The sequence below is a fragment of the Weizmannia sp. CD-2023 genome (genome assembly GCF_036225245.1).
GTDB lineage: Bacteria > Bacillota > Bacilli > Bacillales > Bacillaceae_C > Weizmannia > Weizmannia faecalis.
The window spans coordinates 1-12,477 of the sequence record NZ_JARTJQ010000025.1 but is presented as its reverse complement, the minus strand read 5'-3'; the positions used below and the strand labels follow the sequence as shown (position 1 = coordinate 12,477).

Annotated in this window: 12 protein-coding genes; 4 read left to right on the top strand and 8 right to left on the bottom strand. The window is 46.5% G+C overall.

Annotation, left to right across the window (positions count from 1 at the left end; genetic code table 11):
• Positions 1 to 350: 350 nt before the first annotated feature.
• Positions 351 to 557 carry a hypothetical protein gene (locus P9687_RS02850; RefSeq protein WP_014095973.1) on the bottom strand — a complete coding sequence of 69 codons (207 nt, stop codon included), beginning with the start codon at positions 555 to 557 and terminating at the stop codon, positions 351 to 353.
• A 200-nt stretch (positions 558 to 757) separates the two neighbouring features.
• On the opposite strand from P9687_RS02850, the gene P9687_RS02845 reads away from it, so the two are divergent.
• Positions 758 to 1,183, top strand: coding sequence for a universal stress protein (locus P9687_RS02845; RefSeq protein ID WP_014095974.1), 426 nt, complete (start codon positions 758 to 760; stop codon positions 1,181 to 1,183).
• Between the two features lie 787 nt (positions 1,184 to 1,970).
• Here P9687_RS02845 and P9687_RS02840 read toward each other — a convergent pair.
• Positions 1,971 to 3,299: a polysaccharide biosynthesis protein gene (locus tag P9687_RS02840; RefSeq protein WP_061565703.1), complete on the bottom strand. Its 1,329-nt coding sequence runs from the start codon at positions 3,297 to 3,299 to the stop codon at positions 1,971 to 1,973.
• A 106-nt stretch (positions 3,300 to 3,405) separates the two neighbouring features.
• Between P9687_RS02840 and P9687_RS02835 the strand changes: the two genes are divergently transcribed.
• Entirely contained in the window at positions 3,406 to 4,233 is an 828-nt protein-coding gene (locus tag P9687_RS02835; protein WP_035182332.1) for an aminoglycoside N(3)-acetyltransferase, read from the top strand.
• 446 nt (positions 4,234 to 4,679) lie between these two features.
• Here P9687_RS02835 and P9687_RS02830 read toward each other — a convergent pair whose 3' ends face one another.
• The 4 genes from P9687_RS02830 to P9687_RS02815 form a co-directional block, all read right to left on the bottom strand.
• Positions 4,680 to 5,579: an SDR family oxidoreductase gene (locus P9687_RS02830; RefSeq protein ID WP_043052586.1), complete on the bottom strand. Its 900-nt coding sequence runs from the start codon at positions 5,577 to 5,579 to the stop codon at positions 4,680 to 4,682.
• A gap of 87 nt (positions 5,580 to 5,666) precedes the next feature.
• Positions 5,667 to 7,325: an acyl-CoA dehydrogenase family protein gene (locus P9687_RS02825; protein WP_035182336.1), complete on the bottom strand. Its 1,659-nt coding sequence runs from the start codon at positions 7,323 to 7,325 to the stop codon at positions 5,667 to 5,669.
• On the bottom strand, positions 7,309 to 8,832 hold the full coding sequence (locus P9687_RS02820; RefSeq protein WP_014095979.1) for a class I adenylate-forming enzyme family protein: 1,524 nt from the start codon (positions 8,830 to 8,832) through the stop codon (positions 7,309 to 7,311). The genes P9687_RS02825 and P9687_RS02820 overlap by 17 nt, the downstream gene beginning before the upstream one ends.
• The gene (locus P9687_RS02815; RefSeq protein WP_014095980.1) at positions 8,829 to 9,215 is read right to left on the bottom strand and encodes a MerR family transcriptional regulator; all 387 of its coding nucleotides are present in this window, start codon (positions 9,213 to 9,215) and stop codon (positions 8,829 to 8,831) included. Before P9687_RS02815 ends, P9687_RS02820 begins: the two co-directional genes overlap by 4 nt.
• Before the next feature lie 1,065 nt (positions 9,216 to 10,280).
• On the opposite strand from P9687_RS02815, the gene P9687_RS02810 reads away from it, so the two are divergent.
• Positions 10,281 to 10,862 carry a biotin transporter BioY gene (locus tag P9687_RS02810; protein ID WP_014095981.1) on the top strand — a complete coding sequence of 194 codons (582 nt, stop codon included), beginning with the start codon at positions 10,281 to 10,283 and terminating at the stop codon, positions 10,860 to 10,862.
• A gap of 80 nt (positions 10,863 to 10,942) precedes the next feature.
• Here P9687_RS02810 and P9687_RS02805 read toward each other — a convergent pair whose 3' ends face one another.
• Both P9687_RS02805 and map read right to left on the bottom strand, forming a co-directional pair.
• Complete coding sequence (locus P9687_RS02805) at positions 10,943 to 11,119, bottom strand: hypothetical protein (RefSeq protein ID WP_014095982.1); 177 nt, start codon at positions 11,117 to 11,119, stop codon at positions 10,943 to 10,945.
• Between the two features lie 104 nt (positions 11,120 to 11,223).
• Entirely contained in the window at positions 11,224 to 11,967 is a 744-nt protein-coding gene (gene map, locus P9687_RS02800; RefSeq protein ID WP_061565701.1) for a type I methionyl aminopeptidase, read from the bottom strand.
• A 242-nt stretch (positions 11,968 to 12,209) separates the two neighbouring features.
• Here map and P9687_RS02795 point away from each other — a divergent pair.
• Positions 12,210 to 12,477, top strand: a 268-nt coding sequence (locus P9687_RS02795) for a UPF0236 family transposase-like protein (RefSeq protein ID WP_328228861.1), incomplete at its 3' end; no start/stop codon positions are given.

Here is a 12,477-nt window from a genome sequence, read left to right as displayed (position 1 = left end):
TGACTTGGTGGAGGCTGGCTTCAAAAAAATTTACGGAACAGGTGCTGCAACTGCCTGTTCCGTTTCCTTATGACGGGTTTCCAGCAGGCTAACCTGCATTGGCATTTGCCCAAAGGCTTTGCAAGGGCTAGAACTTAGAAATGAGATTGGCAGCGTAGAACTATTTACAACTTTGTCCAAAGGTTTTGCAAGGGCTAGAACCTACCGCTCCGGGCAAGACAGATCCATCGCTGTTCCATTGTTTGCAGCGACAGTACCCACTCGAATCTTGGCGAAAAACATACTAGAAGCACCCGGGGATTCGGATTCCGTTTTTATCGGCCATCCCGCGGGTGCTTTGCTTACAAGGTTTACGGTTTGTACTTTTTTTCGCTTGAAGAAGTCGTTTTTTTGTCATGATCCGTTTTTTCTTCAAGCTTTTCTTCTCGCAAGTCTTCCATTGGGATCGGGTCAACTGTTTGTTCACTCATAAATTTATCATGCATGTCTTCGTTTTCTGTTGCAAATTGTTCGGGGTTGTCCATTTTCCGTTGCGATTTCTTTTTGTTTTCGTTCATTTCATATCACCTCGTATGGTTCAATACCCTTTATTTTTCCGAAAAAAACAGAAAATATCCGACGAACATGCAAAAAATAAACCGTGCCTGTCCACCCCAAGGGGCAGAGATTTTGTGTTTTTCTCGTATTCTCTGTTAATTGTTGCAATTTTTTATGATATGATAAGGTTGATGAGAAGAAAGCCGATGGAGATGATTTTATGTTTAATCGTATTCTTGTGGCAATAGACGGTTCAAAAATGAGTGAAAAAGCACTGAAATCCGCACTGAATTTTGCAAAAGAAAGGTTTACAAAAATCGGTGTCATCCATGTGGAGAAAAATCCGGTTATTCCGGAGGGGATGCCAAATGCGTCAATAGATACCCTTTATTCTGAACAGCAGAGGGACGGGGACGATTTGCTAGACCAAGCCGCCGCTCTTGCTGAAGAGGAAGAAATTGAGATAGAGAAGTTTTATGAAACGGGCGATCCCGCTGCCCAGATTGTCAGAAAGGCGGAAGAAGGAAACTATCAGCTTATCATTATGGGAAGCAGAGGACTCGGAAATCTGAAGGGGCTCATGCTTGGCAGCGTCAGCCAGAAAGTCACCCAGCTCGCCAAATGTCCGGTACTGATTATAAAATAGTCCTGTTTCAAAAGCCTGTCCAGAAATACCGGACAGGTTTTTGAAATTGAACCGGGCAAGTGCCTCTCTACATACAGGCCCTTTACGTAAACTTATTCCCCAACGGTGCCTACGTGAACTTATGGTTGGATTTTCGCATTGTTCCTTAACGTAGAACTGCTCTATGTGAACTTATGGCCGGATTTTTGCATTGTTCCTTAACGTAGAACCACTCTATGTGAACTTATGACCGGATTTTTCGTCCGTTCCTTAACGTAGAACCGCTCTATGTGAACTTTTGACCGGATTTTTTGTCTGTTCCTTAACGTAGAACCGCTCTATGTGAACTTCTGACCAGATTTTTCGTCCGTTCCTTAACGTAGAACCGCTCTATGTGAACTTTTGACCGGATTTTTTGTCTGTTCCTTAACGTAGAACCATTCTATGTGAACTTTTGACCGATTTTTTCGTCTGTTCCTTAACGTAGAACCGTTCTATGTGAACTTTTGACCGATTTTTTCGTCTGTTCCTTAACGTAGAACCACTTTACGTGAACTTTTGACCGGATTTTTTGTCTGTTCCTTAACGTAGAACCATTCTATGTGAACTTTTGACCAATTTTTTCGTCTGTTCCTTAACGTAGAACCGTTCTATGTGAAATTACTATCAAAAATTTCGATTCTTTCTCGTTCCCCCCTTATAAAACGATCAAGCTGGGTTATGTTGCACAAACTTTCAAGAATTACCGCGGACCCTCACAAACCCGGACAAACATCCAAAAAGCCTGCCGGAACCCGTATATCTACCGTTAAAAAGTATGTTTCATTGATTTGCGGAGAATCAGGGAGATTTCAATTTTTTTACAAATCGTTAAATAGTGCATCATCATGATAAGCAATGTTCCCGTATTCATAGCGATGATGACGCCGGCCATTTGGTACTGGGGATTTGAGCCAAGATAATAAATGAGGCAGTACGTAACCATTGTTGACCAAATAAAATGCGCGAGGGCATCCCTGACCAGGCCGAGGCCGATTAAAAACGCCTGCATCGGAATGACAAAATAGTGAAACAGAAAATACGGCCATAACAGACGGACATAAACGGCGGCGGCAGCCGAATGGGAAAACAAAGTTGTGAGCGGCACGGAAAACACCTGAATGACAATGACAGCCGGAAGCCCGTAAAGAAACGTCATCATCATCACCTGCTGAAGCAGTTTCTGCAGCTTTATGCCGTCTCTTTTGGCATAAGCTTCCGAAACAGTCGGAATTAATACGGTGGACAGGGAATGGGCAATAAAGGCCGGAAAAAATCCGATCGTAAAAGCGACGCCGGCCACCAGTCCGAAATGTTCGTTTGCCATCCCCTCCGTCATCCCGGATTTAAGCAATACCCATTTGATAAAAAATGGTTCAATCGCATTTGTGACGGCATGAAATACGCGCATGCCCGTTGTCGACAAGGAAACAGAAAGAAGGCTCCTTCTGATTTCCTTTCCCCCCATTGGAGCCTGTTCTTTTTTCTTGAGCGTCCGCATTTGCAGCACAAACATATGAAAAAGATACAGCAGCACAATCAAGTCACTACCGACAAGTGTGCATATCGCGATAAAAATCGACATTTGCACGTCAAATTCCATCCAATGAAATAGCAAGACAAGCAGGATAAGCTGCATCATTTTTCTCAGGAAGTTGGCAGCAGCAATCTTCCCCATTTGCTGGACACCCATAAAATAACCTCTCGCAATTGAGGAAAAGGCGATCATCGGGATAAGCGCAATGATCAGCCAGCGAAGATACGGGTGGTAATGATGGAAAATTGGAAGCGCCGGCAGCAGCAATGCGACTGCCGCCATGAGCAACAGGACAAACAAAGATGCCAGCCGGATTGTAAACCTCAGCATATCACGATGATATTTTTCTTCCTGTTCCGCAACAAATTTTGAAATGGAGATGGGCAGTTCCATGCTGGCGATGGTGACAATTAGAAAAATGGCCGGCAAAATAGACATGTATAGCCCCATGCCGTGCGCCCCGAGTTCATTTGCAAGTACCATATTGGTTAAAAATTCAATGCACTCTCCGATGAAAGCAACGCCAATCAGCATAAATGCCCCTTTAAAAAACACTGCCATGTTCTTCCTCTTCTCCTTATCAAGAAAAACTTTTTCAATAATAAAGGATATGAGGCAAGCCTGGAGAATCATTACAAATAAATTAACAGAGATGGGAGAGGCTCCTGTGACAGAAGAAAACGTGATTCGTCAAAAACAAATGCTCGTAACAAAAGAAAGATTAGTGACAGATTTTCGCAAGCTTGGGCTGAAAGAAGGTATGGTGGTTATCGTCCACTCGTCTTTAAGCGCGCTCGGCTGGGTTTGCGGGGGAGAGGTTGCCGTCATTCTGGCTTTAATGGAAGTGGTGACAGAGCGTGGCACCATTGTGATGCCGGCCCAAACAGCGAATAATACCGACCCCGCCTTTTGGGAAAACCCGCCCGTTCCGGAAGCATGGTGGGAAGAAATCCGCCGCTCTATGCCTGCATTCGATCCCGCCGTCACGCCGACTTACGGCATGGGCCGGGTTGCCGAGCTTTTCCGGACGTTTCCGGAGGTTTTAAGAAGCCATCATCCGACCTGTTCGTTTACTGCCTGGGGACGGGATGCAAAATCGATTTTGAGCGGGCACTCGCTCGACTTCCCGTTCGGGGAAAAGTCCCCGCTCGCCCGGATTTATGACCGGGATGGCTGTATTTTGCTGCTCGGCGTCGATTACCAAGTCAATACATCCATGCATCTCGGCGAATCCAGGTCCAAGCATACAAAACGGTGTACGCAGAGTTGCGCGATGACGATAAACGGAAAAAGGGTCTGGCAATCCTATGAAGATTACGAGGAAAACTCCGATTTATTCAATAAAATTGGCCGCGCCTTTGAACGCAGCCATCAAGTAAAAACTGGTTTTATTGGCGCTGCTCCGTCAAGACTTATCCAACAGCGGGCGCTCGTCGACTTTACCGCGCAATATTTGGATGAGTTATACACGGATACGGAAAAAGCGCACCACTAGTTTTCTGATTTCCTTTTCGGGTAGGCCCCAACGTGCACAACAGACCGGCTTGCTGCTATTGATACGCCAGCATCGGGTTGCCCCAATCTGCGCCTAGCACAACTTCGGCAGCGGCCAATTGATCCATCAGCGTTAGGTTTGCTGCCTGCCGCTATCGATATATCAGCTTCGGGCGACCCAATCTGCGCTCAGTACAACTTCGGCAGCGGCCAATTGATACACCAGTGCCAGGTTGCTGCTCGCGGCTATCGATACACCAGCGTCGGGCGACCCAATCTGCGCTTAGCACAGCATCCGCAGTGGCCAATTGATACATCAGCGTCAGGTTGCTGCTCGCCGCTATCAATACGCCAGCATCGGGTTGATATATCTTCATTCACCCGTTTCCTCGGCCGCTTGTGATTTCGCATGTACGCAGTCGATTTGCACAGCACACTCCTTTGCAATTAAGAACCCGTAATCGTCCCGCCGTTTACATGCAGCACCTGCCCTGTTACATAGCTGGAATCACGGGATGCAAGATAAACATAAGTCGGAGCCAGTTCGTACGGCTGGCCGGCCCGCTTCATTGGCACATCACGGCCAAATTTGGCAACCTGTTCCGGATAGAAGCTTGCCGGAATCAGCGGTGTCCAAATCGGCCCCGGTGCCACCGCATTGACCCGGATGCCCTTTCTCACCAGATTTTGCGACAAAGCCCGGGTGAAAGCCACAATTGCCCCTTTTGTTGCAGAATAATCGATCAGATTTTGATTTCCTTCATACGCCGTTACAGAACTGGTAAAAATGATCGAGCTGCCGGCTTTTAAATATGGCAATGCGGCTTTGACCAAGTAGAAAAAACTGTGAATATTGTTTTTAAAGGTAAAATCCCATTGTTCATTCGTAATATTCAGCAAGTCCTTCTGCACAAACTGCATGGCGTGATTGTTCACAAGCACATCCAGATGCCCGAATGTATCCACCGTTTGCTTCACAACGTTTTGGCAATGCTCCGGATCTTTTAAGTCCCCCGGAATCAGCAGGCAACGCTGCCCGAGCGCTTCAATCCTCCGCTTTGTCCGGACGGCATCTTCTATTTCATAATTGGAATAATACGGAATCACGACATCCGCGCCTTCTTTTGCAAACGCAATCGCGGTAGCTGCGCCGATCCCGCTGTCCCCGCCGGTTACAATCGCCACTTTATTTTCAAGCTTTCCAGATCCCTTATAGGACGGGTCTTCAATCAGCGGGCGCGGGTGCATCAGTTTTTCAATCCCTGGCTGTTCCGGCTGGTGCTGCGGCGGAAAGGCATATTTTTGCGGATGATTGCGGTAACCCGGTTCCGTCCGGGAAAAATACATATCTGGCTTCTGCCAATACAAATGGACCACCTCTTTATCCAGGCTTTTTCCATTCAGTGTATTCGCCTAAAAGCCGGTGGGTGACAATTAATTTCCTTCATTTGCCGGCACTTTTTCCATCACAATCTCTTCGAAATGTTTCACAAGCGCCAGTTCCGGATCGATGGCAAGCGGGTCGTGCCAAGCCAGCCTGAGATAGGCTTCCGCGATCCATTTTTGCCGCTGCCCGGCCAATGCGTCTTCGAGGGCTGTGACACTTTCATATATTTTGACCATTTGCCTGGCTACTTTTTTACAATGGTACGTTTGCGCGGCTTCCTCTTTCGTCTCCATGACAAAACGGCAAGTTTCTTCGAGTTGGTCCAGTCCGGCAGATAGCCATGTACCGGCCTGCAGCTGATCTATTTTCTCCCGCATCATGCCGATAAAAATGTCATGCACTTTAAATTTCCGCATCAGGCGGAGCACTTCAAGGCCGAGAATATTGGCGGTCCCTTCCCAGACAGTAAGCACCTGGGCATCACGCAAAAGCCTTGGCGTTACAAAGTCTTCGATATAGCCGTTTCCGCCGTGCATTTCGATCGCTTCATGGGCAAAATGGATGGCCTGCTCGGCTGTTTCCATTTTCAAAATGGCAATGAGCAGTCTTGTCATGATGTTTTCTTGTTCATCCGCCTTGCCGGAAGCCGTCCGGTCAAAAAGTGTGGCAAGCCGGAACACCGCGCTTGTTTCCACTTCCTGTTTGGCTGCCATTTTGACAAGGGTTTCTTTTACCATTGGATAGTCTGCGAGCCGGCTGCCAAACGCCGTCCGTCTCAGCGCATAGGCCCGCGCTTCCCGGTATGCCCGACGCATGATGCCGATCGAAGCAATGGCATTGCAGATGCGCGAAAGGTTTAGGGCCTCCATCATATAGTAAAAGCCTTTGCGCGGGTCGCCAACCAAGTAAGCTTTTGCCCCGTCAAATACCACCTCACCCGAAGGCACCGCGCACACGCCGAGTTTATCTTTCAAACGCCGGATATAGATGCCGTTTTTCTCGCCGTTTTCTTTTTCCCACGGCACCAAAAACAAGCTTAGCCCTTTTGTTCCGGACGGGGCCCCTTCACGCCTTGCAAGCACCATAGCTACCCCGCACATGCCCACATTAGAGGCAAAATATTTTTCGCCGTAAAGCCGGTAACAGCCGCCTTCCGAAACGGCTTTTGTTTCATTGGCGCCAACGTCTGACCCGCCTTGGCGTTCCGTTAAAAAAGTGGCACCTTCATAGCGCTCCGCTTCACCTGTTGAGATTAGCTGCGGCAAATAGGCTTGTTTCAGTTCATGGCTACCATAATGGTCAAGCAAATAGGCGGCTGCTGCCGTCAATGTGACCGGACAATAAAACCCGGGTTCCGATTGCGACAGCAAATAACCTTGCGCAAACGCATACACATAATTGCCTTTTTGGCCCAATGCCGGAATGGATTTATGGACATATCCAACAATGCCTTTGTTATACACTTGCTCCACTGTTTTTAAATAACCCTCATTTACACACACTCTCGATACATCTTCTCCGTAGCGGTTATATTTGATCAGCTTGGGCTGGCCTTCCCGGTCCGTGTGGGTCGCCCGTTCGTCAATTTCTCCGGCGCACATTTCCCCGAATTCGGCCAGTTCCTTTTCTGCCCAATCAAAAAACAGCGGATCCAAATATTGTTTCAAAAGCCGTGCCAGGTTCGGATCGTCATGGTAAAAGTTCATTGGCCATCCCCCTCAATACTTGTTTTTGGATTTTTCCCGTGGCGTTCCTCGGCAGTTCTTCTATTCTTTCGTACAACTTCGGAATTTTATAGGATGCCAGTTTCCCTTTTAGAAAGCGTTTGCATTCTTCTTCAATATTGTCCATCGGTTCTGCCAGCACGAGAAAAGCTTTGACCGTTTCCCCCCATTCCGGATGCGGAACACCGATCACAGAAACTTCCCTTATTTTCGGATGGGTAACCAATACGTCCTCGATCTCTTTCGGGTATACGTTTACACCGCCTGAGAGGATCATATCTTTTTTACGGTCCACTACCCAGTAGTACCCTTCCTCATCTTTTCTCGCCATGTCGCCAGTTAACAGCCAGCCATTTTGAAATACGCGGTTCGTTTCTTCTGGTTTCCGGAAATATCCTTTCATGACGCTTTCCCCGTACAACGCAATTTCCCCGACTTCCCCCGCCGCTACGTCTTCACCTTTTTCATTCACAAGCCGGATTTCCATGCCAAGTGCAGCGCGTTTACCGATGCTTCCAGCTTTTTCCGCGTGTTCTTCAGGCAGCAGCAATGTCCCGTTCGGCCCCGCTTCTGTCAGGCCATATACGCACACGAGCCGGTCCGACCGAAAAGCATTTTGAATCAGGCCCACTTCCGGTCTGGAAAGCGGCGCACCGCCATATACCCAATACTTCATGGTGGATAAATCGTAATCCTGCAAGTTCGGCAGTTTTGCCGTGAACAAATAGGCCACCGGGGCACCGAAGAAATGGGTGATTCGTTCTTTTTCTACAGTTTCCACCAATGCTTCCGGTGTAAATACAGGCGAAAGCACATGTGTGGCGCCTACAACCGTGCCTGCAACCAAAAAGAGATGAAGAGGCGCTGAATGGCTGAGCGGCATCATGTGCAGGATTCTGCTTTCCGGTTTCATTGCCATTTCCACACACATCATCCAGGCGGCGGACAAAATATTGCGGTTGGTGAACAAAACACCCTTTGGCTTCCCAGTTGTGCCCGATGTGTAAAGAATAGAAGCATCATCGTCTTCTTTGAGCCGGCACCGGATCTCCGTTTCAGGCGAATGGTTAATCATTTCTTCAAAAATTTGACAGCCTGTCACACGTTCGCCTGTTTTTATTTTTACGAGATGGGGAGGAAAAGTTGCTTCTTTGAGTTCCTCAAAAAGCAGCTCATGGACAAATAACACGTTTGCTCCGCTATCGTCCAACATATACTCCAGTTCTGCGCGGCTTGATTTGGCATTAACCGGCACGACAATACCGCCAAGCCGCATCACGGCAAAATAGGCAATGACAAACGCATTTGTATTTGGCATCACGATGACCGCCCTGTCTCCCTGCTTGAAGTTACAATTTTGGAGGGCATGCGCCAAACGGTTTACTCTGACATTTAATTCCTGATAATTCAGCCGTTCACGAGGCGAAACCAATGCTTCCTGCTGTGGGTACTTTCTTGCATTCCGCGCCAACAGTTCAGAAATATTCATCCCTGCTCCTCCTTTAAGCGTTTTAAACGAGTTTCAAATTCTGCCAGATATTTTTCCAGTTCGGATTGAAGTTCCTGGAGGTTTTGAATTTGCTGTGCAACTTCCCGGCGTTTTTGTTTGCCATACTCGATCGTTTTTTCGAGTTGTTTTATGCCGGAGCGGTCGCAATCGAACAGTTCGATCATTTCTTTAATCTCATCCAAAGAAAAATCCAGTTGTTTCCCGCGGAAAATGAGCTTTAACCTGGTGTAGTCCTTTTTCGAATAGCACCTCCTGCCATTTTGGCTTCTTTTTGGCTTGAACAGCCCAAGCTCTTCATAATAGCGGATGGTCCTCGTGGATACCCCGAATTCGGCTGCCAGTTCAGAAATTTTGCAGGTCATACACCCCTCTCCTTCCCATTTGCCTCTATCATACAATTTACGTTAACGTAAACTTCAAGATATAAAGCGTGAATTCCTTTTATCATTATGAAACAATTAGAGGGGAATACGATTATACAGGAATGAGCCATTTTGGGATTGCATGTCATGGATTTGGTTGATTATGCCAGCCTATATTTCCCTAAATGTATTGAAAAGTTGCCGAAGCGAATGCTAAGGAATAATTGGTTGGTTTTTGAAGGAAGTTTTTAAGGAAGTGACCAGAGGAAGTTCAAACACCGTTCAGAAAATGGAATTAAACAAAATAAAAAGCAGCAACATACCCGTATTCTTCATAAGGAGTGGAAGTGGGAATGATAAAAACACCTCTTCCATCCTAATAAATGTGTCTCCCCCTCTACCTGCCCTGTTTTTAACTTAATGTAATATAAAAAACCATAGATAAGCAAAAAGGAGTAAATAAGCAATGATGTAGAAAAGAATATTCCCTAAGCTTGGTTTTTTATAAATATTATACAAGGACATAAAAAACAGGACGATGAATGCACCCCAGTACACTGGTGTACGCTGAATAAAAGTAACCAGTAAACCGACAACTAAATATATAACGGATGAAAAGCTTCTACGTGTTGAGGATTGACCCATTGATATCACCAAACTTTTTTAAGTTTTTAAAAATACTATTTAAAAAACTTCCCGGTACTGAACGAAGAATCGTTTTGAAAAAATTTCAAAAAATATACAGATCATCTTCTTAATAGACAAATTATTCCATATATAAATCCAATAGTCAAGACACAATTAAACCTTTTAGGGTGGATAAAAATCCGATTAGGATGACAAAGACCTTCGCCTTTAGTGAGAGAAGAAGACCTCCCCACTGATTTGATTCACTATATTATTGACAACACTCGGTGTTTTGGAACCATGTCACTCCCCTCTACGTTACAGTAAACTTCAAGACACAAAGCCCGAAATATGTAAACCAATTTTATTTTTAGGTTGACATATATGCCGCAGTTTTTTAATCTATTAATAGATAAAGGAAAAAAGGGGAGTGAAAAAATGGCAGCGAAAAAATTCCGTGCCATTGATCTTTGTTATGCGGGTATGTTTGCGGCGCTGATGGCCATTGGGGCAAATATTACATCCATTGCGCCGTTTCTTGTTATCGGCGGGGTGCCGATCACATTGCAAACTTTTTTTGCCGTGCTGGCAGGTTTAGTGCTCGGCAGCAGGCTTGGAGCGATCTCGATGGTCGCCTATATGCTGATCGGCTTACTGGGAGCACCGGTTTTTGCGCAGTTCAGCGGCGGGTTTCAAACCGTTTTAAGCCCAACATTCGGATTTATTCTTAGCTTTATCCCCGCAGCCTGGGCAACGGGCAAGATTGTGGAAAAACGCCAAAACTTGACAACGTACTTTATTGCGGCAATCATTGGCCTGATTTTAAACTATTTGATTGGGACCAACTGGATGTACGCCGCGTACAAAATATGGGCGCAGGCCCCACAAGCGTTCAGCTACAAAATTGCCTGGGTGTGGATGGCGGTGCCCCTGCCAAAAGACATCATTTTGTCCTTGGTTGCGGGCTGGCTGGCACACCGGATTAAAGCCGTTTCCCCGCTAATTGCGTTAAAACGGTAGAATGGCCCCGCTTATACTGCCCCGCCCGATATGGTGATTTTTCAGGCGGGACAGTATTTCGGAGCAGGGCATTTCCCCGTTTACTGCGTTAAAACGACGGGATCTTTCCAAATGCATACTTCAGACCCCCGCTTGACGATTAAATCCGATCCCGCTGCAGCCGCCTGAAACGGTGCATTCTTCGGGTGGGACAGTATTCCGGAGCAGGGCATTTCCCCGTTTACTGCGTTAAAACGACGGGATCTTTCCAAATGCATACTTCAGACCCCCGCTTGATGATTAAAACGAGGCGGGCTATTTATTCCACTGTAGCCGCCCGAAACGGTGATTCTCTAGGGAGGACAATGCTCCGGCGCACCGCTTATCGCGTTAGAACGATGGGGGTTCCTTTTGTTACAATGACGGTATGTTCCACTTGCGCTACAAAGCTTCCGTCCGGTGTTACATACGTCCAGCCGTCGCCCGATTCGACCACTTCATCGGTGCCGGTCGAAACAAACGGTTCAAACGCAATGACCATGCCGTCCTGTAACAAACCTGTATCGTATGGGTCATAGTAATTTAAAATATACTCGGGATCCTCATGCAGGGCTTTCCCGACACCGTGGCCCGTCAAATTCAAGAGTACTTCAAAACCATTGCCGTACACTGCTTTTTCAACCGCCCGGCCGATTTGATTCTGCCGATTGCCGGCCCGGATTTTTTTCAGGCCGCTGTCAAACGCCAGCTGCGCACATTCGCACAGCGCAAATAATTCGGGATCTCCTTTTCCGACAACAAAAGAGATGCCTGTATCCGCATAATATCCATCCAGCGATCCGGATACATCCACATTCACAAGATCCCCTTCTTTTAACACGCGGTCTCCCGGAATGCCGTGCGCCACTTCTTCATTTACACTGATACAGGTGTAACCCGGGAAGTCATACTCTCCCTTTGGCCCGGAGACCGCCCCGTTTTCTGCAAACCGCTTGCCCGCCCATTCATCCAGCTCTTTTGTTGTGATGCCGGGCCTGGCTTTTTCCTTCAGCTCATCGCGAATGCTGGCAACAAGCCTCCCGATTTTTTTCAGTCCTTCCAAATCCGCTTCTGACTTAACGATCATGTTGAACGTTCCTTTCTGCTTTAAAGTCATGACTCCATTATATAGAAATAACGTTAGATATCAAAATCCATGGTTCACCCGAACAAAAAAGGATGCCGTGCCCCGCATGCCGGACGCCGTCAAACTTTTCACGTATGTGTAAAATTTTACTCGAAGGGGCAGATGAGTGGAAAAAAATGGGAAGACGCTCTATCATCTAATTGTACACTTCAAGATGAACATCTAGAGAGAGAGGTCTTCCCATGGATATTATATCAATAATTGCTGGATTATTAAAGGATACAAAGAGTCTTATCGAATTTGAAGAACAGCTTAAACTTCTGATGCAGAAGGCTTTTACACAATGGGTTGGGGAAATATTTGAAGAGTTAGATAAAATAATTAAACAGGAGAAGTTAGAGGAGGGCTGGGTGTACTGCCGGAGTGATAACAGAAACATTCAGTTTCTATTTGGAAGTGTGACCTTTATACGCTCATTAATGCATGACAAGAGAGGGAACTCTCATAATC